General features: G+C 38.5%; 25 protein-coding genes. 8 read left to right on the forward strand and 17 right to left on the reverse strand.

What is annotated here, in order from left to right; genetic code table 11:
• Positions 1–220: 220 nt before the first annotated feature.
• The 5 genes from AC0L7T_RS27775 to rpmH all read right to left on the reverse strand — a co-directional run bounded on the left by AC0L7T_RS27775 (position 221) and on the right by rpmH (position 3,875).
• Positions 221–733: a DUF2480 family protein gene (locus AC0L7T_RS27775; RefSeq protein WP_473340062.1), complete on the reverse strand. Its 513-nt coding sequence runs from the start codon at positions 731–733 to the stop codon at positions 221–223.
• Positions 730–1,419, reverse strand: a complete 690-nt coding sequence (gene tsaB, locus AC0L7T_RS27780) for a tRNA (adenosine(37)-N6)-threonylcarbamoyltransferase complex dimerization subunit type 1 TsaB (protein ID WP_473340064.1) — start codon at positions 1,417–1,419, stop codon at positions 730–732. The genes AC0L7T_RS27775 and tsaB overlap by 4 nt, the downstream gene beginning before the upstream one ends.
• Before the next feature lie 217 nt (positions 1,420–1,636).
• On the reverse strand, positions 1,637–3,298 hold the full coding sequence (locus AC0L7T_RS27785; RefSeq protein ID WP_473340066.1) for a S41 family peptidase: 1,662 nt from the start codon (positions 3,296–3,298) through the stop codon (positions 1,637–1,639).
• Complete coding sequence (locus AC0L7T_RS27790) at positions 3,295–3,567, reverse strand: ribonuclease P protein component (RefSeq protein ID WP_473340067.1); 273 nt, start codon at positions 3,565–3,567, stop codon at positions 3,295–3,297. The genes AC0L7T_RS27785 and AC0L7T_RS27790 overlap by 4 nt, the downstream gene beginning before the upstream one ends.
• Before the next feature lie 149 nt (positions 3,568–3,716).
• The gene (rpmH, locus tag AC0L7T_RS27795) at positions 3,717–3,875 is read right to left on the reverse strand and encodes a 50S ribosomal protein L34 (protein ID WP_020894049.1); all 159 of its coding nucleotides are present in this window, start codon (positions 3,873–3,875) and stop codon (positions 3,717–3,719) included.
• Between the two features lie 117 nt (positions 3,876–3,992).
• Here rpmH and AC0L7T_RS27800 point away from each other — a divergent pair, with 117 nt between their 5' ends.
• Positions 3,993–5,636: a M61 family metallopeptidase gene (locus AC0L7T_RS27800; protein ID WP_473340068.1), complete on the forward strand. Its 1,644-nt coding sequence runs from the start codon at positions 3,993–3,995 to the stop codon at positions 5,634–5,636.
• 233 nt (positions 5,637–5,869) lie between these two features.
• Here AC0L7T_RS27800 and AC0L7T_RS27805 read toward each other — a convergent pair whose 3' ends face one another.
• From AC0L7T_RS27805 to AC0L7T_RS27820, 4 genes are all read right to left on the reverse strand, one after another.
• Positions 5,870–6,589 (reverse strand): peptidase, M16 family protein, encoded by a 720-nt coding sequence (locus tag AC0L7T_RS27805; protein WP_473340070.1) that lies wholly within the window; start codon positions 6,587–6,589, stop codon positions 5,870–5,872.
• Between the two features lie 17 nt (positions 6,590–6,606).
• Positions 6,607–8,655 (reverse strand): M16 family metallopeptidase, encoded by a 2,049-nt coding sequence (locus AC0L7T_RS27810; RefSeq protein WP_473340071.1) that lies wholly within the window; start codon positions 8,653–8,655, stop codon positions 6,607–6,609.
• Positions 8,656–8,675: 20 nt separating this feature from the next.
• Positions 8,676–10,010 carry a M16 family metallopeptidase gene (locus tag AC0L7T_RS27815; protein WP_473340072.1) on the reverse strand — a complete coding sequence of 445 codons (1,335 nt, stop codon included), beginning with the start codon at positions 10,008–10,010 and terminating at the stop codon, positions 8,676–8,678.
• Between the two features lie 115 nt (positions 10,011–10,125).
• Positions 10,126–10,572, reverse strand: a complete 447-nt coding sequence (locus AC0L7T_RS27820; RefSeq protein WP_473340074.1) for a DUF2383 domain-containing protein — start codon at positions 10,570–10,572, stop codon at positions 10,126–10,128.
• A gap of 153 nt (positions 10,573–10,725) precedes the next feature.
• Between AC0L7T_RS27820 and AC0L7T_RS27825 the strand changes: the two genes are divergently transcribed.
• The 3 genes from AC0L7T_RS27825 (at position 10,726) to AC0L7T_RS27835 (ending at position 12,609) form a co-directional block, all read left to right on the forward strand.
• The gene (locus AC0L7T_RS27825; RefSeq protein ID WP_473340075.1) at positions 10,726–11,934 is read left to right on the forward strand and encodes a CehA/McbA family metallohydrolase domain-containing protein; all 1,209 of its coding nucleotides are present in this window, start codon (positions 10,726–10,728) and stop codon (positions 11,932–11,934) included.
• Positions 11,935–12,266: 332 nt separating this feature from the next.
• Positions 12,267–12,473: an addiction module protein gene (locus AC0L7T_RS27830; RefSeq protein ID WP_473340077.1), complete on the forward strand. Its 207-nt coding sequence runs from the start codon at positions 12,267–12,269 to the stop codon at positions 12,471–12,473.
• A 1-nt stretch (position 12,474) separates the two neighbouring features.
• On the forward strand, positions 12,475–12,609 hold the full coding sequence (locus tag AC0L7T_RS27835) for a hypothetical protein (RefSeq protein ID WP_473340078.1): 135 nt from the start codon (positions 12,475–12,477) through the stop codon (positions 12,607–12,609).
• Between the two features lie 282 nt (positions 12,610–12,891).
• Here the strand turns inward: AC0L7T_RS27835 and AC0L7T_RS27840 are convergent, their stop codons facing one another.
• Positions 12,892–13,110 (reverse strand): hypothetical protein, encoded by a 219-nt coding sequence (locus tag AC0L7T_RS27840; RefSeq protein WP_473340079.1) that lies wholly within the window; start codon positions 13,108–13,110, stop codon positions 12,892–12,894.
• Positions 13,111–13,343: 233 nt separating this feature from the next.
• Here AC0L7T_RS27840 and AC0L7T_RS27845 point away from each other — a divergent pair, with 233 nt between their 5' ends.
• Entirely contained in the window at positions 13,344–13,892 is a 549-nt protein-coding gene (locus AC0L7T_RS27845) for an REP-associated tyrosine transposase (protein WP_473340081.1), read from the forward strand.
• A gap of 81 nt (positions 13,893–13,973) precedes the next feature.
• Here the strand turns inward: AC0L7T_RS27845 and AC0L7T_RS27850 are convergent, their stop codons facing one another.
• The 4 genes from AC0L7T_RS27850 to AC0L7T_RS27865 all read right to left on the reverse strand — a co-directional run bounded on the left by AC0L7T_RS27850 (position 13,974) and on the right by AC0L7T_RS27865 (position 17,067).
• Positions 13,974–14,423, reverse strand: a complete 450-nt coding sequence (locus tag AC0L7T_RS27850; protein ID WP_157470395.1) for a hypothetical protein — start codon at positions 14,421–14,423, stop codon at positions 13,974–13,976.
• Between the two features lie 261 nt (positions 14,424–14,684).
• Entirely contained in the window at positions 14,685–14,879 is a 195-nt protein-coding gene (locus AC0L7T_RS27855) for a type II toxin-antitoxin system RelE/ParE family toxin (protein ID WP_473340083.1), read from the reverse strand.
• Positions 14,876–15,109, reverse strand: coding sequence for a hypothetical protein (locus AC0L7T_RS27860; RefSeq protein ID WP_473340085.1), 234 nt, complete (start codon positions 15,107–15,109; stop codon positions 14,876–14,878). The genes AC0L7T_RS27855 and AC0L7T_RS27860 overlap by 4 nt, the downstream gene beginning before the upstream one ends.
• A gap of 539 nt (positions 15,110–15,648) precedes the next feature.
• The gene (locus AC0L7T_RS27865; RefSeq protein ID WP_473340086.1) at positions 15,649–17,067 is read right to left on the reverse strand and encodes a sulfatase; all 1,419 of its coding nucleotides are present in this window, start codon (positions 17,065–17,067) and stop codon (positions 15,649–15,651) included.
• Between the two features lie 398 nt (positions 17,068–17,465).
• On the opposite strand from AC0L7T_RS27865, the gene AC0L7T_RS27870 reads away from it, so the two are divergent.
• The 3 genes from AC0L7T_RS27870 to AC0L7T_RS27880 all read left to right on the forward strand — a co-directional run bounded on the left by AC0L7T_RS27870 (position 17,466) and on the right by AC0L7T_RS27880 (position 20,633).
• Positions 17,466–18,620: a DUF4221 family protein gene (locus AC0L7T_RS27870; protein ID WP_473340087.1), complete on the forward strand. Its 1,155-nt coding sequence runs from the start codon at positions 17,466–17,468 to the stop codon at positions 18,618–18,620.
• Positions 18,621–18,679: 59 nt separating this feature from the next.
• A complete protein-coding gene (locus tag AC0L7T_RS27875; RefSeq protein WP_473340089.1) occupies positions 18,680–19,813 on the forward strand; it encodes a DUF4221 family protein in 1,134 nt (377 codons plus the stop codon).
• Positions 19,814–20,084: 271 nt separating this feature from the next.
• Positions 20,085–20,633, forward strand: coding sequence for an REP-associated tyrosine transposase (locus AC0L7T_RS27880; protein WP_473340091.1), 549 nt, complete (start codon positions 20,085–20,087; stop codon positions 20,631–20,633).
• A gap of 288 nt (positions 20,634–20,921) precedes the next feature.
• Here AC0L7T_RS27880 and AC0L7T_RS27885 read toward each other — a convergent pair whose 3' ends face one another.
• From AC0L7T_RS27885 to AC0L7T_RS27895, 3 genes are all read right to left on the reverse strand, one after another.
• Positions 20,922–21,149, reverse strand: coding sequence for a hypothetical protein (locus AC0L7T_RS27885; RefSeq protein WP_473340092.1), 228 nt, complete (start codon positions 21,147–21,149; stop codon positions 20,922–20,924).
• 106 nt (positions 21,150–21,255) lie between these two features.
• Complete coding sequence (locus AC0L7T_RS27890; protein WP_473340093.1) at positions 21,256–21,558, reverse strand: type II toxin-antitoxin system RelE/ParE family toxin; 303 nt, start codon at positions 21,556–21,558, stop codon at positions 21,256–21,258.
• Positions 21,555–21,776, reverse strand: a complete 222-nt coding sequence (locus tag AC0L7T_RS27895) for an addiction module protein (protein ID WP_473340095.1) — start codon at positions 21,774–21,776, stop codon at positions 21,555–21,557. Before AC0L7T_RS27895 ends, AC0L7T_RS27890 begins: the two co-directional genes overlap by 4 nt.
• Positions 21,777–22,151: the final 375 nt, after the last annotated feature.

A 22,151-nucleotide genomic window follows, 5' to 3' on the forward strand; every position in this document is an offset into this window, starting at 1 on the left:
TTTTGACGTTTTAAAATTATTGAGAGAAAAATATTAATAAAATTTTATTCTCTTTTTCAAATTAAAACAAAAGTTTATTTCTCTATTTGCTTATTCCCTCGAGCGTCTCTCATTTGGGAATGCAAACATAGGGCTCTTTTATGAATATGCCAAACACTTGTCAAAAAGAATTGGTGAATATCTTTTAACCCACTCAAAAACAGTCTGATATTAATTAAACTTATTTAACCCTCGGCCTTTTGTATACCGGAACAGTACTACACGGCTCCCCAAACATCACGCTTTTTGCGAGTGGCATAACTTTCTTGACAATCTCTCCATAAGCGTAATCCGGTACAGACAACTTGCCACAACCTTTTATTACCACTGGCCTATCTTGAACATAAGCCAAGTCAAGTGTATTTAAAGCATCACTTATAAGATGTTTCTCCAGGTCTTCAACATTTCCTATAATCACTTCCTTAGCTATAGGCTGCAAATTCACCATGGCAAGCATGTAAGCCCACTTCGGAATGATCGCATCAGTTGAGCAAGTAATGGCCACCAGCTTATCTGCATAAAATGACCAGTCAAAGCTTTTAAAGCTTTCACGGTATTCCTTTTCTTTAATCACCAGGCCCTGAAACAAAAATGGCTCCAAATCAAATACCACTCGCTCTCCTGCAACGTGGTAGGTTTCCAGATCAATGGTAACGATAGGACTGTTGGCTACCCTGTTTATAATTTCGCTCATAATAGTAATGGGTTCTTCTTTGATTTTAAAACCAAGAACTCCTTTAAGTAGTTCGGCTCGAAGTATGCGATGTCTTGAAAATCTTTGTTCATAAACTTATGGTAAGCCAATTCACCTAAACTTACCGCAGAATTTAGCTGGTCGATGTACCGGGCATTGGCATGGTTCAGGAACTCCTCTGTTTTTTTATTGGCGTTACCCAAAAAATAAACAATTCCAGCGTCTAAGAAATCTCCAAACACACCCTCTTCCAAAATTACAGGCTTCAACGGAGCGATTGTCTCCCCATTCGCGTCCAAAACTTTGGCGTATACCTCCATTCGGCGGGCATCAATCATGGGCACAATAAAAGACCCTGCATCCACCTGCCCTACCAATTGCCAGCCAAGCCCATCAAGACTATCAATCCCAATTAATGGCAAGTCATGGGCAAAGGCCAGACCTTTGGCTGTAGAGACCCCAATACGCAATCCAGTATAGGATCCTGGACCTTGGGCTACCGCAATGGCATCAAAACTGCTAATGCTATAATCCGCCTGCTCCAACAAGCTTTTTATCAATGGCACCAATTTACTCCCATGCACATTGTCCTGATGCAATTCAGAAAGAGCAAGTAGCTTGCCATCCTCATGGATCGCTATAGAACAAACGGCAATTGAAGTTTCTATGGAAAGTATTTTACTCATGTATAATTATAGTATATGTATTGCATATTTTAATCAAGCAATTTAGAAACGGACTGTCGTTAAAAACAAACGGCTGCTTCAAAAATAGAGCAGCCGTTTTATATTACTTGAATTTTGTGGTATCTCTTTTACTGGCTGCCGAAGTCATTCACCACCCAAAGCAAAGGCCAAACATTGTAAGGGTTTTCCACAGAAAACGATTATTCAAATGTTTTCTTTATTCGGTCGGAGTCAAATAGGAAGCATAAACTTTTGAATCGGCAAATACTTGTAAGGCACTTTTAATCTCCGAATCTTGATCCAATGAGGCTTCTATTACCCCGTTTTGATAATAATACCTGGAAACAATTTCATCCTTTAAGGCTTCTTTGATTTCGTCTTTAAAAGTAACGAGGTCTTGCTCTTTGCTATGACTAACACTGTTCTTCAAATTATCAAGCGCTTCTTTGATATCATCAAAGTACTTTTCACGCTCGGCATATTTCTCCAGATCTTCTATGGTTTTTTCTACCCTTGTAGTATAATCGTATTCTTTGTCCTGAAGCCAATCTACAAAAGAGGTATACAGTTCATCACTCACTTCAAATTCTCTTGGCTTGGCGATACTATCATGTTTTAAAGCAAATTCGCTGACAAAACTAAAAACCAGACTTCTTGTTACCAAACTATAGGTAATGGGAGCAAAACTTCTTGAGTTTAATTCAAGATCAGGTTCAATGCCTGCTCCGTCATACACTTTTCGACCATTTTTGGTTTGAAATTCTTTTCTTAAGGAATCCGCCACGTAGATGCCGTTACCATCTTCGTCTTTTTTGCTATAGTCAATGGCCTGGATACAACGACCACTTGGAATATAATACTTGGCAGTCGTGAGCTTAACCTGTGAATTGTAAGACAAAGGAATAGTACTTTGTACCAACCCTTTTCCAAATGAGGTTCTGCCCACCAAAACTGCTCGGTCATAATCTTGCAAAGCACCAGCAACAATTTCTGAAGCTGATGCGCTTCGTTCATTGATCATCACTACCAATGGAATTTCTTTGTCAAGAGGTGATGCTCTGGTTTTATATTCAGAAAGCACTTTATCCAATTTCCCAATGGTCTTAACTACCTCTCGGCCTTTTGGAATAAAAACATTTACAACATTTACTGCTTCAAGCAAAATCCCCCCTGGGTTATCTCTAACATCCAGTATGATTCTTTTTGCTCCTTGTGTTTTTAGGTCCTGCAATGCCAAGGCCACGTCCTGACCTGCATTCGTTGTGAAATCGGACAATTTGATATAACCGGTCTCACCTTCTACCATTCCATAATAAGGCACATTACTGATGACAATCTTCTTCCGGGTAAGTTTTACAGACAAGGTATCCTCACCACGTTTGACCACCACTTGAACTTCTGTGTTTGCCGGGCCCTTAAGCAACTTAGAAATATTTCCAGTATTTTCATTAATTACATTCACGGTATCTACCTGTAAAAGCTCATCTGCCACCTTCAAACCTGACACCTGCGCAGGAAATCCCTCATAGGGCATCATGATCATGTTTTTACCAAGGCGATTTCCTATCAAAGCACCTACTCCACCATATTCTCCGGTGGTCATTACCCTAAAATCATCAGATCCTTCCTCAGGAATGTATTCTGTATAGGGATCAAGATGGGCAAGCATTGCATTAATGCCTATGGTGACCAGCTCATTGGGGTCAATTTCATCTACATAATACGTATCAAGTTCCCTTACCAAGGAGGCAAAAATATCCAGGTTTTTGGCCAGGTCAAAAAGTTTGTCATTCTTAGGATAAAAAGACAGTGTTAAAATTGCGATGCCTACTACAGTAAGGCTAGTAAAAATGCCTTTACGTGAAATAAATTTATTCATTCTTGAGGTGTTTTTGCTACAGGTATTTTCTTAAGGACCTTTATGACTTTGGGGGCTATCTCATGATAACCCATTAGATCATTTGAAACGTAAATTAAAGCGATAAGTTTTTTGGACCCTTGCGTAGAAGGAAGGAGATGTTTGTTGAGGCGGTAAGCCTCTTTTACTCTCCTTTTAATATAGTTTCTGTCCGAAGCATTTTTCAGCTTCTTTTTAGAAACGGATACCAGTAATTGATTGTCAGAAATCCCTATTTCATCAAGATACAATACCTTGAAGGGATATAAAAAAAAGAGGAACCTTTATCAAAAAGTTCCTTTATTAACTTTTTGGAATGTAATCTTTCGTTCTTTGAAAATTTACAATCCATAAAACAGCACTGAATAAATTATCCCATAAATTATTTTATGAGAGAGAATTATTTCTTAAGGGTCTTCTCAGAAGATACCGATAACTTATGTCTACCTTTTGCTCTTCTGGCTTTAATTACTCTTCTGCCATTGGAAGTGGACATTCTCTCTCTGAAACCGTGCTTGTTTCTTCTTTTCCTGCGGGAAGGTTGAAATGTTCTTTTCATTATTGCTATATTTTAATCGCTTGATTCTCGTTTTTTAAAGGATTGCAAAGATAGAGAGGTTTTTTTTATTTACAAACCAGTGGCTTACTTTTGTTTAAGACCATTTCAATACATTTCATGAAATATACCCTAAGTACACCCTTACCAACGTCCCAAATTCTGAAAATTCAATTGGAATTTAGGTGTGAAAAAGACGAAAAAATTGACCTTCAATTGCCTTCTTGGCGCCCTGGAAGGTATGAAATAGCCAATTATGCCCAATATATCAGCCGATTGGTGGTGACCGGGCCAGACGGAAAGGTGACTTCAAAAAAACAAACAAAAGACCTCTGGACATTTTTTACAAAATCAGCAGGATATTATAAAATTTCTTATTCTTACCATGCTGCCCAACTCGATGCCGGCGGTTCTTGGGTAGCTCCCGACCAGGTTTATGTTAATTTTATAAATATTTGTTTTGCCATTTCTAACAGAACTGAAGAAATAATAACCGTCGAACTGGACCTTCCTCAGGAATATCAGGTTGCTTGTGCCCTGCCTCAAGAGGAGAAACATACTCTTTTGGCGAGCGATTATCAGGAATTGGTAGACAGCCCATTTTTGGCAGCTGCGGATTTGCATCATAAAACCTATAAAGTAAAAGCAAGTACTTTTCACCTATGGGTGCATGGAAAGGTATTTTTTGATTGGTCAACATTAACCAAGGAATTCAGTCGCTTTACCGAAAAACAGATCGATGATTTAGGCAACTTCCCCGCTGAAGACTATCACTTTCTTATCCACCTGCTGCCATTTCCTCATTACCATGGCGTGGAACACCAGTATTCTACAGTGATTACCCTGGGGCCAGACCGTTTATTTCAAACCCAGGAAGGCATGGACAGGTTGATGGGCATCTCTTCACATGAACTTTATCATTTCTGGAATGTATGCCGCATCCGCCCAAAGTCCATACAGCCCTATGACTTCTCTCGTGAGGCATATCTAAAGGAAGGACTAATCGCTGAAGGGGTTACAACTTTTATGGGTGATTTTTACTTGTTAAAATCAGGGTATTATTCCTCAGAAAGATATTTGGAAGTATTGGAGAAGCTGATGGAGAGAGGCTTTGAAAGCCTGGGCTGGGAGAATCAAGCCATAGTAGATTCGAGCTGGGACCTGTGGCTCGACGGGTACAAACCAGGCGTACCCGACAAAAAAGTTAGTATTTATACCCATGGGGCACTTTTAGTGTTGGCCATGGATGTGATGCTTATGAGAGGTGGACAGCGCATGCATGCTGCCATGCGAATTATGTGGGAACGCTTTGGGAAAAATGCTAAAGGCTATGAACTGAAAGACTTTGAGCAAGTAGTTGTTTCTCTGGCGAAGGAGCAAGAAGAAATGCAGCAGTTTTTTACGGATTATGTATGGGAAAAAGGGGATTTGTTTTCCTTGCTGCAGAAGGTTTTGCCTGAAATAGGGCTTCATATAGAAAAAAGAAGCACCGATACTCCGCTACAAAGTGATTTTGGAATAGTTACAGACCCTAAGGGCCATCTGATAAAAATACACCCCAAATCTCCAGCCTATAAGCAACTGATGATAAAAGACCGCATATTGTCTTACGCTTTAGACAATGATGGCCTCCACATGCAAATCAGCAGATGGGGTGAAACAATGGACATAAGCTTGCCTATTGAAAAGAGGCTATACTATGCAAGCTATAAAATCAAACTTACCGGTGATTTATCAGAATTCAACAAGTTTGTTAAACTTTAAATGCCCATTAAAAGACAGGTGAAAACGTAAGGTGAGGTAGCGACCTTAGGTCGGCAATTTGTGAATAGGGTATTAAAAAAAGCAATACAATGGGAGCTATCTGACTACCAATGGAATGAGCCAATGGTTATGCTATTTTCACCTTTGAAGGGGCTTAATTTGAGAACGGCTAAATCTTTTAGGAGCAATACCATACCGGTAAAATAAGAAAAGGGACTTTAAAGTCCCTTTTCTTATTCAAATAAAGAATTGTCAAGCGGTTCATTCAACTGTATACTGACCACGTGGGTCTCCATGGGAACGGGCAACATTGCATTTGAAATGGTAACTTTCATCGGAAACAATATGCCTTTGACTTCCTGATAATCATCAAATTCTACATCTCCAGCAACATCCGCAATCATTTTTAATTTAAGCCCTGTGGCAACACTAAAATATTCCTTGGTTTCTAGTCCAGTTGAATTGGTCACCAACAATGTATAGGCATCTTCACCTTTAATTATGGCGTTTTCCCCTTTGGTCACTATAAATCCCATTTCCTCATAATACAGCTCAGGAAAAGCATAAATATTGGTTTTGAGCGTTTCCAATTCATCCGCTGAAAGTGTTTTCACCTGTCCCATCGAACTCATGTACCCTTCATTATCTTTTACCACCGTCTTTTGTATCACACTTCCATCGACCACCATCTGTTGCATCAAACGCATGCCCTCCATGTCTCTATTGGTATCAATTTCTATTTTCATCCCTTGAATCTCAGCCTCCATCACCAAAACTATCGTTTTGATTCCTGAAATTTTCTGTTCCCCTCCTATGGCTTTAATATAATCATCAATGATTTCCTTTGGCGTTTTCTCTGGCAAAGGATCTGTATCAATATTGGTATGCGCATTCGTCGAATGCCCAGCCACAAACAATAAAACTATAAGTAAAGAAAAAATATGTTTTCTCATCGATATCATGTATATAATTAATTAAAATCTTGGTCAGTAACAGGGGCATTCAATTCCACCTTTGTAACATCCGTATCAAGAGGAACTGGCACCATCGGACTTTTTATTATCATTTTTACAGGAACCATTACACCCTCATATTCCTGATAATCTAGAAAAGTAACTTCTCCTGAAATTTTATTTTCACTTCTTAATTTCAACCCATTGTCTATACTGTAATAATTGATCACCTGACCACCTGTAGGATTGGAAATGATAATTTTGTAAGCCGCTTTGCCATCTAAATCAGCCGCCCCATCTAAAGTAAGGGTGTAGCCCATGGTTTCATAGTATAACTCAGGTATGAACCATAAGGAGGTCATTTTAAAATCCTCAAATTGTTCGTCTGTCAGGACTTGAGATTGCCCCATGGCACTGACAGTGGCTTTGCCTTCCTTTACAATTGTTTTGGAAGCTTCGTTGCCCATTACATTTACCTTTTGTACTGTGCGTTGGTTTTCCATATCATAATCAGCAAAAATTTCCACTGTGTTGCCCTGAACTTCAGCTGACATTTGAAGTTTGGCAGTTTTGATATTTTCAACAGCATCCACACCCCCCACTGCTGTGAGGTAATCGCCAATCACGTCTATGGCTGTTTTATTATCATCAGACAATTCAATTTCCTGAACCTCTTCCCCTTTGTAATTGTACATCCTGATCTTTCCAAACTGAGACAAGCCTTCTTTTATAGCCGAGCCATTCCCCACCACCGTGATGTACATATTGTCTGGTTTGAGGTATTTGGCTGCTACATTATTTATTTCCTCAACAGTCAACTCATCCAATCGCTGTAGGTAAGTACTATAAAAATCATCGGGCAAATTGTACCTGTCAATATTTATGGCAAAAGTAGCGATGGTGTTTGGGTTTTCAAGAGACCTTCCAAACCTACCACTGAGATTGGCTTTGGCCATTTTAAGTTCCTCTTCTGTAATGCCTTTCTCTTTCAAATTTCTGATTTCATAAATCATTTCATAGACAGATGAATCCGTGACCTCATTTCTTACAGAGGTGCCGGCAGAGAACCTGGCTATCAATTTATCGGATCCAAAACTTGATCTTGCCCCATAAGTATATCCTTTGGTTTCACGCAAGTTGCCATTGAGCCTGGAATTAAATCCTTCTCCCAAAATAAAATTCATTACCCTCGTGGCCATATAATCCGGGTTCGTGAGGTGCATTTCTACAGGAAAAGCAATGTTGATTACCGACTGCACAGCAGAAGAACGATCCAGAAGGGCCACCTTGTTTTCAGAAGGCAATTCAGGTTGCTGGTACTCAAATGTCGGAACTTCTCCTTTTTCCCAAGACGCGAAATACTTGTCCACCAATGTTTTTGCCTCCTTGGCATCAATGTCGCCAACGATTGCGAGGTAGGCGATGTTTGGTTTATAATAGGTTTGGTAATATTCTTTTACGTCATCCAGACTTACATTTTCTACCGTTTCCTCGGTCATGGTTTCCCCATAAGGGTGCTCTCTACCATATACCAAAATATTGGAAATAACGCCTGCCAAATAATCCGGATCGTCTTTCGAAGAAGCCAGAGAAGTAAGGGTTTGCTTTTTGAGTTTGTCAAGCTCCTCCTGTGGAAAAACCGGGTTGTACAATACATCAGTCATTAACTCTAGTACTTTGCCCTGATGTTTTTTGAGCGATGATCCAGAAAGAGAAGTAGCACCTGCTCCCAGGGAAGCACCAATAAAGTCAATTTCCTCATCCAAGGCCTCTTTTGTTCTGGAGGAAGTTCCTGCCATCATCATGTCCCCAACGAAACCTGTCAATCCTGCATTGTCCCCTTCAAAAAGCGGATCCCTGTCTAAGATCAAGTAAAATGCTACCCTGGGCAGTTTATCATTTGGTACGACAAAAACTTTCAGACCATTGTCCAAAGTAAATGTGGCAGGGTCGGTAAATTCAATTTTAGGTGCTGGTCCAGGAGGAGGTAAAACAGTTCTGTCTACTTGTGCTTGTGCTCCGAAGGAAATAAGTACGGCAAAAAGATATATATATAAGGTCTTCATATTTTTAGCAGTTAGGGTTTTTATTGGTTTTGAGCCGATTCCTGTGGTTTAGGAAGGTAATACAATACCACTCTGCCATCGAGGGTCAGGTACTTCCTGGCCACCCGCTGTATGTCTTCCTTACTTACTTTGCGGTACACTTCCAGTTCTCTATTGATATACTCCGTATCCCCATAAAACAAACTGGCTTCAGCAAGATTTTGGGCAATTCCTTCAATGGATGAATTTTTACTTACCAGGTTATTTTCAATGATATTTTGCAATTTTTGAAAGTCCTGATCCGAAATACCTTCCTCTTGCACTTGCGTGATTAGGACATCAATTTCCTTTTCCAGATCTTCTGGAGCAACGCCCATATTGGCAATGCCATACATTATAAAAATGCCTCCATCTTCCAGATCAAGTGGAATGGCAGCGACCAACAAAGCTTTTTGTTGTTTGTCTACAAGCTCTTTGGTCATTAGCGAAGATTTGCCTCCTGTAAGATAGGTGGAGAGCATTTCCATCGCATAAGCATCCGGATGATTTTTAGGTGGAAGATTGTAAGCCTGAATGATGGCAGGTATTTGGATATTGTCATAGATAATGTCCCTGATCTCTGTTTCCTTTTTTGGCTCTACGATATCCGGTCTATAGATGGCCTTCTTTCCTTTAGGGATTTCCGTGAAATATTCCCTTACCCACTCTTCGGTCTGAGAATAATCGATATCACCAGCGATGGTAAGTATGGCATTGTTAGGAACGTAGAAATCTTTATAAAACTGCATGAATTCATCCAAACTTGCCGCATTCAGATGGTCTAGGGATCCGATTGGCGCCCAACGATAGGGGTGTTTACTATAAGCCCTTACCAAAGTTTCAGGAAGAATGGTTCCATAAGGCTGATTGTCATAACGCTGACGTTTCTCCTCTTTGACCACTTCTCGCTGTGTTTCCAGGCCTATTTCATCAATTTTAGCATGCAGCATGCGCTCGCTTTCCAGATAAAGCGACAATTCCAGATAATTTGAAGGCATTAGCTCATAATAATACGTGATGTCATTGCTCGTAAAAGCATTTAATGCCCCACCGTTGCCTTCTACGATATCTGTATATTCACCCCTTTCGATGTTTTCTGAACCTTCAAAAAGAAGGTGTTCGAAGAAATGAGCAAATCCGGTACGCTCTGGGTCCTCATTTTTGGACCCTACATGGTACATCACTGAGGTAACGACTATTGGCGTCTTGCTGTCTTTGTGCATGATCACCTTCAAACCATTGTCCAACGTGAATTCCCTAAAATCAATTTTGGTCTGGCTAAAAGCTAAAGTTTGAATAAAACACAGCCCAACTAGCCAAATTAAATGCTTTTTCATAGGTTTATAGTTATAGTAAAATTGCTATTTATGCTTTTAAAAGTTTGGTCCTATTTTTCAAATTAGTAGCCTAAATAATTTGTGTCGAATACATTGAAATTTATAGGCCAAATACTTAGGATTTAATCTGTTCTACTAACGCTTTTATGGCAGCAAGGTTTTTTTCGTTCTGATCATCCAAGACCTCGAAAAACGCTTCCGAAACGAGTTCAGGATTTCTCAACAAAACGCCGAATTCCTCCATTCGCTTTTTTTCTTCTTCCAGACAATATTTCGCTATTTCTTTGGCATTGTCATGATCAAGAGAGGTTTTAAAGTTATTCCACGATCTCGAAAACAAATTCATTAAACTCCCCTCCTCAACAGGGATTCCTTCCAACAGGTAAATCTCTTCCTTAAGCGCATCAATCAAAACCAATTTATCTTTGGCGCGTTCTATAAAAAATTCTTTTATTGCACCTGTTTCCACATTTCTAGCAGCATCCTTATAACTTTTTATGCCATCATAAGTGTTTTTAAGTATCTGGTTCAGGTAATTAATCAATTTTGTCTGGTTAGCCATATGAAAATTTATGCCGGTTTGAAAGGTTAAATATATCAAATTGCTTTTATCCCTCCTATAGGTCTGGAAATTAGCTTTCCTGCCAGTTTGATTTTAGTTATGCATTGAATATATTGCTCAAGCTTAACAAGAACAACTTAATCCACCAAATCAATGAAAGCCTATTCGATACCGGTAATAATTACCTGTTTAAATTTATTTTTTGTATTGTCCTGTACGCAAAAAACAAGCCAGGAAGAATCGGGTAAAAACTGGTACAAAGGCAATCTGCATACCCATTCCTATTGGAGTGATGGAGATGAGTTTCCTGAAGTAATCATGAAATGGTACAAGGATCAAGGCTATCAATTTGTGGCTTTGTCTGATCACAATATTTTCCAGGAAGGTGAAAAATGGAGATCTATTAAAGCTGACAGTCTATATAGAAATGCTTTCCAGGCCTACCTTTCAGAATACGGTGAGGAATGGGTGGAATATATGCAGGAGGATGAAGAGCTAAAAGTGAAATTGAAGACTTTTAAAGAATATGCTCCCCTATACAATGAAAAAGAAAAATTCCTCATGATTCCTGCTCAGGAAATCACAGCAGGCTTTGAAGGAAAACCTTTACACCTCAACCTTACCAATCTGGAAAGACTTATTGTTCCAATGGAGGGAGGCAGTGTAGTTGAAGTGCTACAGAACAATATCAATGCGGTTTTGGAGCAAAGAAAGGCTTCTGGCAAACCAATGATGGTGCATATCAATCATCCCAATTTCATTTGGGCCATCACCCTTGAAGACATGATTCGGTTAAAAGGAGAACGTTTTTTTGAGGTATATAATGGCCATCCTGCGGTTCATAATTTAGGTGATTCCGCCAGAATGGGTTATGAAGCCATGTGGGATTTTATCAATATCGCCTACTTGGAAAAAGGCCAACCTTTGATTTTTGGCCTGGCAACTGATGACAGTCACAATTACCACAAACAAGGCGCAAAATTTAGCAATGCCGGTAGAGGTTGGGTAGTCGTTGAGGCGGATTCATTGGAAGCTGGCACTTTGGTAGAAGCGATGGAAAGAGGGGATTTTTATGCATCCACAGGTGTGGAATTGGAAAAGCTTAGCTATGCAAACAATGTTTTGAAGGTTGCGGCCCTTCCCAAAGAAGGGGTAAATTACACTTTGGAGTTTATTGGCTGCAAAGAAGGCGAAAAGGATACCAAGGTATTAAAGACCGTTGAAGGCATTGCCGGATCTTTTGAAGTAAGTGAAGACCTACTATTTGTACGGTGCAAAATCACCTCTTCCGAACCACAGCACAATCCTGTTGAAAACATGAAAAACCAACTGGCCTGGACCCAGCCGGTAAGGCCTGAGTAGTATTGGGTAAGTTCTTTCCGTATTTAATGGGTAAGTACATTAAACTAGCCCTTAGGTTATTTATAATTCAGCCTTAAAAGGAATTGCAGATTTCGTTTGATAGGAATGAGTAGATGCAATCTACTCCTAGTGCGGTTATGAAAGTTGAAAACTTTTGTCATTTTAGGTCTAAAGTTACGCTTCGCTAAACTTAGACCAGAAGGTGCTAAACTTAGAGCAGACGGTTTTGAAGGCCAAAAAATTTCTTCTATATTAGGATTAAAGAATTACTGAGATTTTCTGTAATGGTATTTCCTATTGAATAAAAGGCAATTATTTTAATTAATGAGCTTATGAAAATCACACTTGATATAGAGGACAACAGATTTGATGCTTTCCTGAGCTACATTAAGACCTTAGATTATGTAACCATCAATAAAGAAGGGGTAATTCCCCAATGGCAACAGGATGAAGTCAACAGACGATTGCAAATGATCGATGATGGAGAGATGAAAACCCGAAGTTGGAAAGAGGCTAAAGAAGAGATCTTCAAAAAGTAATATGGCCTATTCCATTTCGATTGCTGAGGTGGCCGAAAATGATATCAGAGAAGCATTCCTTTGGTATGAAGAGCAAAAAACTAACTTAGGCAGTTTGTTTGGTCAGCATGTCTCCAAAGCTGTTGAAAGCATTTAAGGCAATCCACTTAAAACTCAAATCAGGTACGGCAACACTCGTATTTTCTTATTGGAAAAATTCCCATACGGCATTCACTTCCGTGTCAATGAAACCAAAAAACATGTCCTAATTGTTGCTGTATTCCACACTTCAAAAGATGCTGAAAGTTGGACACTCAGAGGGTAGGAAACATTTTCGACTTTTATTACCTGAGTATGCGTAATGAAGGTTGAAAACTTTCGTCATTTTGGGTCTAAAGTTACGCTTTGCTAAACTTAGACCAGCCTAGAGGGTTTATGCTTACCACTTTTTCGACATTCTTTCTACATCAGCCTGGCTATAAAAATCTCCCCTGTCCACTTCACCTTCAGCAGCCTCAATCTGGCGATTGTATTGCTCAACATTCACAGGTTCTTCTGAAAGCTTAACCATTAAAGTTTCCAGCTCTGTAAGTTCTTCTTCACTCAAGCTCATCACCTTTTCTATAAGCGCAAATTTTCTGGTGGCGATTGTCTCCATCCTATTCGGTTTTAAAGTACATTCTAAATATAACGATTTTAAAGGAATATAGATTTAATCAATTTCATCTTTTCCTTCCACTGGTCGAAGTTTGAGCGATAGCGGTAACTTCGTCCCATCATGTCTAAAGTTTTCAACTTTAGTGGATCCAAACAGCTGGATTTTAATTAAATTATAATAGTTTAAAACCTCATTGCTGAAGTTTTTTTCAAAAATCTAGACATGTTAGTTTTATGGGTAGAAAATATGTTTTCCATGATTCTCTTGAACTTTATTTTACAAGTTTTGCTACGGTAAACTGGATAGATGTATTTACGAGAAAATTATACTTTGAAATTATCGTTGATTCTCTGGTGTATTGTAGCAAAAACAAAGGACTGGAATTATATGCTTGGTGTATAATGCCTAGCCATGTGCACCCTATCATTAGTTCTGAAAACAATATACTTTCAGACATTATGAGGGACTTGAAACGGCATACCTCCAAAGCTTTGTTAAAAGCGATTGCCGAAAACCCTAAAGAAAGCAGGAAAGAATGGATGCTTTGGATGTTTGGAAGGGCCAGCAAAAGAAACGCCAACAACTTAAAATTTCAATTCTGGCAACAAAATAACCACCCTATAGCGCTTTCTAACGCAAAAATGCTGAAACAACGATTGGATTACCTTCATCAAAATCCTGTAGAAGCCGGACTAGTAGTATTACCTGAACATTATCAATACAGCGGTGCTATAGACTATGCAGGAGGGAAGGGAGTTATACCTATAATTTTTGCCACCTGAGGCTAGGTTTTGGAAAGTTGAAAACTTTCGTCATTTTGGGTCTAAGGTACGCTTCGCTAAACTTAGACCAGATTCCATATTCTAATACCAGTCTGAACTATAATAAACCAAATACCACTGCTTTTTAATTAATTCAAACTCCATAACAATTATGAAGTCATCTATTTTAGATTTAATAATTAAATCTACTTTATTGGTTTTATTGGTAAATTCCAGGCTGTAGTTAAGATTTGATTTATCCATTTCATTCAGGTGAACCCAGCCCTTTTCTTGCCAATAGAATTTTCCATCAGAAACCATGAATTTGTCATTTTCAATATCCGGATGAATACTCTCATCAAAAACATACTCTGTACTACCTCCCCTCAAAGGAAAATTAATTCTAGACATTTGAAAAACTCTATCATTAAAAAAACTTAGATAAAACTCATCGAAGAGTTCTTCCTCTCCGCTTACATGCTTTGAATCTCCATCTTTTGAACAACCAATAGTCCAAATCAATAATAATAGTAAATACAATCTACCTTTCATCACCATAAAACTTATAGGGATTTAGACCTGGAGAAGGAAATCATAAACTTCGTCATAAGCATGTAGTTCAAGGTCTTAAAAAGTTTTTGGTGAGGATCTTAGGGGAATAGCCCTATATAGGGCAGAAAATTTAGACCAATAAAGGGATAGTTAAACCCTTAAACTAGCGGGATCCTGTCTGGTATCCACTACGGCTTCTACATACAGAGCGTCTCCTTTGATACTATAGATAATCTTATAATTTCCTTGGACTAGGAAGCGCTATGAACCCACTATCGATATATTGGCCTCATGAGGTGATCCTGATTCGGGAAAAGTTTCTAATTGTCTGGTTTTGGTTAAGATAGACTGGACAACGTTTTTTGCAGCTTTTCGGGATTTTTCCGCAAGGAAGTCATAAATGATTTCTAAATCATTCAACGACTCATCGGTCCAAATCACCTGTAATTTCTTCACCGGTCCCACTTACTTTTAAAAAAATTTTCAACATCCTCTTGGCTGTGAGTCTTACCACTCTTTCTGTCGGCCTTCGATCGGGTTAATTTGGATTCCAGATTCTCACCCATTCTTGTTAGGTAGGCTGATTCCATTGAAGATCTACGCAATGCATCAACTTTTTTGATCATGGTTTCATCTTGAGTGGTCAACCAATTAATCAATTCAATATTTTTAACAGCTAGGTCCATACTAATGAAGTTTATTGTTATAAAGTTAACGAATTTTCTCTTTTATAAAATCGCTTTTGAATACCTTTTAGACGAAGTTTAAGTGTTAGCGGTAGGTACCTAGAGTAGAATTGGGAAAGCACATTAAACTTGGCCTTAGAATATTTATAATTCAGACTTAAAAGGAATTGTAGATTTCGTTTGATAGGAAGGAGTAGATGCAATCTACTCCTCGTGCGGTTTTGAAAGTTGAAAACTTTCAGCATTTTGGGTGACCAGCCTAGAGTAGGCTCTCAAGAAGGCGCTAAGACACTAAGATCTTTAAAATACTTCTTTGCGACTCCGCGACTCTGCGTGCAGCTTTCAACGTTTACTTTATTCATGATCCTCGCAAAGACGCTAAGGTTTTGAAAATCCTTTCTGTGGCTCCGCAATTCTGTGCGAAACTCTTAACGTTTATTTTAATCTTGGGAAAGTATGAAAGTTGAAAACTTTCAGCATTTTGGGTCTAAGTTAGGCTTCGCTAAACTTAGACCAGACGGTACTTGAAAATTGCTATTTTAATTTGATTTATTATCAGGATTGTAATTGGGGTTTTCGGTATGTAGGATAGGATTAAAATCCATCAACCATTCTTTAAAAGATGTTTTCATTTCCTCCACTTTCTGAACATCCACTCCACTCAAATCATTGGTTTCGCCTATATCTTTAGAAAGATCAAACAACTCTATGGATGGCGGATCATAGTATTCTACCAATTTATAATCTCCTATGCGTATGGCATACCCGGGCATTTTGGCTTGTGGACTGTAATGTGGATAATACCAACAGAGCATGTCACGATCCCATCCACCTTCACCGGTCAATAAAGGAAGCAAAGAAACAACATCTATGTCCTGATTGTCAATGCTTAATCCTGCCATTTCAACAATCGTCGGAAGCATATCATCCGTGATTACTGGCACCTCACTTGTACTGTTTGGCTTGACTTTCCCTGGCCATTTGATCATTAATGGAACCCTGATTCCCCCTTCATAAATATAACCCTTGCCGGCTCTAAGTGGGGCATTGTTGGTCACCCTACCTTCACCTCCATTGTCACTTCCCAAAATAACAATGGTATTACCTTCCAGATCAAGAGAATCCAAGGACTTCAATAACCTTCCAACATTCCAGTCGACATTCTCTATCATGGCTGCATAAATCGCATTCTTTTGCTCCTTTTGCCCTTCTAACTTCAATTCATATTTTTTCACCAAGGAATCAGGCGCCTCTAAAGGAGTGTGCACGGCATATTGGGACAGGTACAAAAAGAAGGGCCTCTCCTTATTCTCCCCAATAAAATTGATGGCCTCATCGGTTAGTCTGTTGGTTAAATATTGCCCTTCTTCTCTATTGTCCAGATTTTTTATCACTGGGTTCCAGCTTTTTTCCGATTCAAATGGTCCCCAATAGGTCGGAGGACTTCCATGTTCATATCCCGCGATGTTAATAGCAAATCCCTGATGTGTAGGAAAGTACTTTTCTTCTTCCCCAACATGCCATTTACCTATGCTTGCCGAGGTATAGCCTGACTGAAGCAAAATTTCAGGAATCATTTTTTCTTCAAGCGAAACGTGCATATAATCATCCGGTGGAATAATCCTTCCTTCCTCCGGATACCTGTGCTTACCAATGGCAGTTATATGACCCGTAAAACCGATATTCGCAGGATTTTTCCCCGTCAATATACTTGCCCGAGAAGGAGAACAAACAGGGCTTGCTGAATAGGCAGCTGTAAACTTCATCCCTTGGTCCCTTAACTTGTCAATATTTGGCGTTTCATAGAATTCACTCCCATAGCAGCCCAGGTCTTTCCAACCCAAATCATCTATCAGGATATAAACAATATTTGGAGGTCTCTCCTGTGCCAATAGGTTTGAATGAAAACTTAGCAGCAATAGATAAAATACACTCAAAAAAATCTTTGAAAGTCGCATAAGTAAACTTTAGAATAGAAATACCATCAATTGAGGGATAGTGATTACTTCAATCTATCATTAGGAAAGTTTTCAACTTAAGTAATTGCTCCATTATCCTTATCCAATTGGTATAGGTTTAAAATTCGAGATCTTTTTCCTATTCTCAAAACCGAATTGCAAATTCGGATAAATCATTAACGAGAAGTTATGGTCTTCAACAGGGATAGACTGAGCGGCTTAAATGAAAGTTTACTTGTTTTTTCTGATTTAGCTCGAGTTGGGAAAGTTGAAAGCTTTGGGTATTTTAGGTGTAAATTATGCACAATTAACTTAGACTAGACTGGGGTTTTTAAGCAGAATTAGCTTTTAACCCGCTCATTTTTTCTTTATTTTTCTCTCTCAATCTATAAAACCCCATGAAACAATTCTTTTACGCTTTGCTTTTTTTCTTTTTGTGGGCTTGTGGATCTGCCGATTCTTCCGGTGAAAAAGCGATAGATACGGATTTAAATTTTACACTTGATACTGTAAAAATCGATTCCAAAGGAGAAATTCTGTTTTTGAACAATGAACTGCGTTCGGCTGTACTTGATGATAAAAAACGATATCTGTATAACCTAAACCGGCAAACCATTTCTATCGAGCAGATCGATTTGGATAAGTTGGCGCTTGCTTCCATATTTCCTTTCGAAGAAGAAGGGCCGAATGGTTTAGGAGAATATATGCTTGGAATAAAACTTGTTGAAGAGAACAGGTTTTTGATGTCGGGCTATAGAAAGCATGCCTTGTTTGACCGCAGTGGAAAAAATATATCTGCCGTAGGACCGCGGGAAATCCCAGCATTTGTTTCAAGCAAGGAAGAAGGGAACGTGCTATTTCCTGAGCGTTTGCCTGGTACCACTTCTACTTATGCTGGTATATATATAACTCCTGGAAATCGGGAACCAGCCGTAATGTTTTGGGATATCGATGAAAAAGCCTTCCGAATAGTGAAAAATCCCTTATTAAAAAAATCAATTCAATACCAAACGGATTTTGACGATGGGACGACTTCTTTGTTTGTAGGAGGCGGGGAATACCTGAAAGTGATCAATGGCAAGGTATTGCTGGGCTTGTTTGGAAGTTCAGACCTTTATATTAAGGAACCCGGAGAGAAGGATTTTCGCGAAAAGACTTTTGAAAACGGTTGGATTCCCCGTGAAAAAGAGACCGTTTTTCCCGAAAAAATAAACGACAGAATCTTGTTTCAAGAGCTTCTCAGGGAAAGTTTGGCTGAAATTTCTTACAACAGTCCCGTCTGGGACGAGAGCCGTCAGGTGTATTTGAGATTTTCATACGAATTGGAATACAGTCAAGATGCAAGCCCTCCTCCTGGTCAACTCTTACCTAATCCATCTGGAGCTAAAGTCTATCTTACTATATATGATGGTAATTTTAATATGTTGCGGGAGTCTAGGGTGCCTGTCTTGGACAAAGCACCTGCTCACCATTTCGCCAAAGACGGCAAAATTTGGATTTTTGAGAATATGGAGGACGAGATGGCGTTTGTCCGCCTTAGTTTTGATTTGTAATCAATAATCGAATTTAGAAAATCATAAAAACTCCTACCTAATAAAATATACCTTTATCTATGAAAAAATCATTCATCATTGTTCTATGTGGTTTATTAGTTTATTGCGGAGAAAAAAACGAGGGCAAAGTGAATGTTCCTTTGGAGATGCATTTTACGCTTGATACCCTACTAATCGATCCGGTAGATGAATTTCTTTACTTAAATGCCGGGCTACGGGTAGCTTCACTTGATGAGAAAAAACAATACTTGTATAATTTTAACCCAAATGATTATACCCTCGAAAAGATTGATTTGAACAAGGGGATACTGGCAGAAAAACTTCCATTTGAAAAGGAAGGACCCAATGGCGTAGGCGAGATGGTTTTTGGATTAAACCTCGTTTCCTCCAATGCCATTGCTTTTATGGGCTATATGAATGTAAGGCTATTCGATTTAGAAGGAAGCAAGAGGAGTGAATTTGCCTTTTACGGTATACCGTTTGCCGGAGACAAGATGGGAGAAAGTGAAAATTTTCAATTTTTAAGTAACCAAATGGTTGACCTGCACACCATGATAGGCTTGATTCGAGATAATAGTGAGAAAACATATGCCTTGGGGATTTTGAATACAGATACCCAATCCCTTACTAAAGTACCTTTACCTTTTGAAGCATTAGAAAATTTTAGATTTAAATTAAGCAGTCCTTCCAGAATCCAAATGTCCTTTCCAACTGTAACGATAAGTAAGCACCAAAAAAGTTACATTATCAGCAATGAAATTTCAAACAGTATTTTACTTTATGATAATGACAGCCTGTTGCAGATCGATTACCAGAGTAAATTGACTGCTGATAAAAAAACAGGAAAATACAATCAAGATTTTGAAAACGAAGATGCGTTTAAGCAGACATCCTTAGACATGCGTAAGGAGATTAATTTTATGGCTCCCCTTTGGGATGAAGAGAAGCAGCTATTTTACCGGTTTTCCCATAAAATTATCAAAATAGGAAAGGATGTAGAAAATTATGAGGATACTGAATCAGACGTGTACCTGACTGTTTTTGACCCTGATTTTAATGTGATTGCAGCGTCACTTGTTGAAGCGCTAAATACACCACCTGGCTACCATTTTGTCAAGGACGGAAAGATCTGGTTGTATATTAATTTGCAAGATGAAATGGGCTTTGTGCGGTTAACTGTGGATGTTGAATAGAGCAATCGGTTTCGGCCTAGTAAAAGTTTTAATAATTTGGTAAAGGTGAGCGTTTACAACACCTGGTTACGGTTAGGAGAGTTGAATAATTTATTAAATCACTTAATACATTTAACCACTGGTCGAAGTTTGAGCGATAGTGGTAACTTCGTCCCATCATGTCTAAAGTTTTCAACTTGAGTGGGTCCAAACAGCTAGATTTTCACTAAATTATAATCGTTTGAAACCTCATTGTTAAAGTTATTTTCAAAAATTTAGACATGGTAGTTTTATGGGCAGAAAATTTGTTTTCCATGATTCTCGTGAACTTTATTTTGTAAGTTTTGCTACGGTAAACTGGATAGATGTATTTACGAGAAAATTATACTTTGAAATTATCGTTGATTCTCTGGTGTATTGTAGCAAAAACAAAGGGTTAGAATTATATGCTTGGTGTATAATGCCTAGCCATGTGCACCTTATCATTAGTTCTGAAAACAATATACTTTCAGACATTATGAGGGACTTGAAACGGCATACCTCCAAAGCTTTGTTAAAAGCGATTGCCGAAAACCCAAAAGAAAGCAGGAAAGAATGGATGCTTTGGATGTTTGGAAGGTCAGGGAAAAGAAACGCCAACAACGAAAAATTTCAATTCTGGCAACAAAGTAATCACCCCATAGAGCTTTCTAATGCAAAAATGTTGAAACAACGATTGAATTACCTTCATCAAAATCCTGTAGAAGCTGGACTAGTAGTATTACCTGAACATTACCAATACAGCAGTGCCATAGACTATGCAGGAGGGAAGGGAGTTATACCTATTATTTTTGCCACCTGAGGTTGAGTTATGAAAGTTGAAAACTTTCAGCATTTTAGGTCTAAAGTTACGCTTCGCTAAACTTAGACCAGACGGGGGAGTTGAATAATTTATTAAATCACTTAATACATTTAACCAATAAAAATAGGTTAAAAATTTAATATCCTATTCTCAATACCAAATTACCTTTCGGTTGGATACTCGAGCGTAGATGCAATCTACACTCAGGCAAAGGTTATGAAAGTTGAGTTTACAAGTACTCAATAATTCTCGCAAAACCTGTTTGGGCACGATTAGTCCATACGATTTCTAAAGCCATTTCTTATAATTCGCCATTACTTCCTTGTGGGGGGTAACCTCACCTTTATCTGCTTGAGAAAGACCTATTTGAATCTCTTCCCGCTCTTCAGCACTAATCAGATCCCACCAATCCACTTCCTTTTTTTTCTTCAAAGCAATAAACTCATTGAGTACTTTGGCATCATTAAGTCCCGCGAGCCATTCTATCAACTGTAATTTCTCTGCCTGAATATCCATAAAACTGCCTCATATCAAATATACTATTTTTTCATATATTTTTCCTTCTGCTCTAATTTACGCGCTGCTAAACTTTGACCAGAGGTAATGCTACATTTAGTCGAAACTATCTTTTTCTTTTCCACACCATAGGATTTCTGCTAGTATGGGTAACTGCAATAACAATAATAGATTTTTCACATTCTTTTACCCTAAAATGAATCTGATATGGAAACTTATCGACCAATATATTTCTAATATCTCTATATGCAACCTGACAGTGAAACGGATAATTACTGATGTAATTTAGCCTTGATTTCAAAGATTTATAAAAGCGTCTACCTAAACCCTGCTTTTCTTCATTGTACCATTCAATGATTTCTTTGATATCCAAACTGGCCTCGCTGAGCAGCTTTACCTTATAGCTCATTGGCTGCTTTCTATCTCCTTCATCACATCGCTCCAATCCACCACTTTGCTGGGATCCTTTTCATAAGAAGCTATCCGCTCATCCAGCAATGCTTTATGAGCCTTACTTAACCCTTCACCTTGCCTATATTTATAAGCCTGGATCTGTTCAAGTACTTTTCGATCTTCTAGCTTTGTGATCCAATCGATTAAGTCGACTTTTATTGATTGAATATCCATTCTTATCCAGTTTATTTATTCCACTAAGTTAATAAATGATTAATAAAGTTTCCTATGGTCTAAGTTTAAGCGATAGTGGCAAATCGACCTATCATGACGAAAGTTTTCAACTCAAGTAAATCAACTAATATATTTAACCCATAAAAAAGGCTTAAAATTCAATATCCTATTCTCAATAGCCAATCACATTCCGGTTGAATATTTGAGTGTAGATGCAATCTACACTCAGGCAAGGGTTATGAAAGTTTTCAACTTTCAGCATTTTGGAATTTAATTAGGGTAGACTGAGCGGCTTAAATGGAAGTTTACTTGTTTTTTCTGACTTAGCTCAACTTGGGAAAGTTGAAAGCTTTCGGTATTTTAGGTGTAAATTTT

This window comes from Cyclobacterium sp. 10D3-21, assembly GCF_055809755.1.

What these genes read in the sequence shown, in the direction of transcription:
- AC0L7T_RS27775 (WP_473340062.1), bottom strand. Translation starts at nt 733, where the DNA reads ATGAGCGAAATTATAAACAGGGTAGCCAACAGTCCTATCGTTACCATT.
- tsaB (WP_473340064.1), bottom strand. Translation starts at nt 1,419, where the DNA reads ATGAGTAAAATACTTTCCATAGAAACTTCAATTGCCGTTTGTTCTATA.
- AC0L7T_RS27785 (WP_473340066.1), bottom strand. Translation starts at nt 3,298, where the DNA reads ATGAATAAATTTATTTCACGTAAAGGCATTTTTACTAGCCTTACTGTA.
- rpmH (WP_020894049.1), bottom strand. Translation starts at nt 3,875, where the DNA reads ATGAAAAGAACATTTCAACCTTCCCGCAGGAAAAGAAGAAACAAGCAC.
- AC0L7T_RS27800 (WP_473340068.1), top strand. Translation starts at nt 3,993, where the DNA reads ATGAAATATACCCTAAGTACACCCTTACCAACGTCCCAAATTCTGAAA.
- AC0L7T_RS27805 (WP_473340070.1), bottom strand. Translation starts at nt 6,589, where the DNA reads ATGAGAAAACATATTTTTTCTTTACTTATAGTTTTATTGTTTGTGGCT.
- AC0L7T_RS27810 (WP_473340071.1), bottom strand. Translation starts at nt 8,655, where the DNA reads ATGAAGACCTTATATATATATCTTTTTGCCGTACTTATTTCCTTCGGA.
- AC0L7T_RS27815 (WP_473340072.1), bottom strand. Translation starts at nt 10,010, where the DNA reads ATGAAAAAGCATTTAATTTGGCTAGTTGGGCTGTGTTTTATTCAAACT.
- AC0L7T_RS27820 (WP_473340074.1), bottom strand. Translation starts at nt 10,572, where the DNA reads ATGGCTAACCAGACAAAATTGATTAATTACCTGAACCAGATACTTAAA.
- AC0L7T_RS27825 (WP_473340075.1), top strand. Translation starts at nt 10,726, where the DNA reads ATGAAAGCCTATTCGATACCGGTAATAATTACCTGTTTAAATTTATTT.
- AC0L7T_RS27830 (WP_473340077.1), top strand. Translation starts at nt 12,267, where the DNA reads ATGAAAATCACACTTGATATAGAGGACAACAGATTTGATGCTTTCCTG.
- AC0L7T_RS27835 (WP_473340078.1), top strand. Translation starts at nt 12,475, where the DNA reads ATGGCCTATTCCATTTCGATTGCTGAGGTGGCCGAAAATGATATCAGA.
- AC0L7T_RS27840 (WP_473340079.1), bottom strand. Translation starts at nt 13,110, where the DNA reads ATGGAGACAATCGCCACCAGAAAATTTGCGCTTATAGAAAAGGTGATG.
- AC0L7T_RS27845 (WP_473340081.1), top strand. Translation starts at nt 13,344, where the DNA reads ATGGGTAGAAAATATGTTTTCCATGATTCTCTTGAACTTTATTTTACA.
- AC0L7T_RS27850 (WP_157470395.1), bottom strand. Translation starts at nt 14,423, where the DNA reads ATGAAAGGTAGATTGTATTTACTATTATTATTGATTTGGACTATTGGT.
- AC0L7T_RS27860 (WP_473340085.1), bottom strand. Translation starts at nt 15,109, where the DNA reads ATGGACCTAGCTGTTAAAAATATTGAATTGATTAATTGGTTGACCACT.
- AC0L7T_RS27865 (WP_473340086.1), bottom strand. Translation starts at nt 17,067, where the DNA reads ATGCGACTTTCAAAGATTTTTTTGAGTGTATTTTATCTATTGCTGCTA.
- AC0L7T_RS27870 (WP_473340087.1), top strand. Translation starts at nt 17,466, where the DNA reads ATGAAACAATTCTTTTACGCTTTGCTTTTTTTCTTTTTGTGGGCTTGT.
- AC0L7T_RS27875 (WP_473340089.1), top strand. Translation starts at nt 18,680, where the DNA reads ATGAAAAAATCATTCATCATTGTTCTATGTGGTTTATTAGTTTATTGC.
- AC0L7T_RS27880 (WP_473340091.1), top strand. Translation starts at nt 20,085, where the DNA reads ATGGGCAGAAAATTTGTTTTCCATGATTCTCGTGAACTTTATTTTGTA.
- AC0L7T_RS27885 (WP_473340092.1), bottom strand. Translation starts at nt 21,149, where the DNA reads ATGGATATTCAGGCAGAGAAATTACAGTTGATAGAATGGCTCGCGGGA.
- AC0L7T_RS27890 (WP_473340093.1), bottom strand. Translation starts at nt 21,558, where the DNA reads ATGAGCTATAAGGTAAAGCTGCTCAGCGAGGCCAGTTTGGATATCAAA.
- AC0L7T_RS27895 (WP_473340095.1), bottom strand. Translation starts at nt 21,776, where the DNA reads ATGGATATTCAATCAATAAAAGTCGACTTAATCGATTGGATCACAAAG.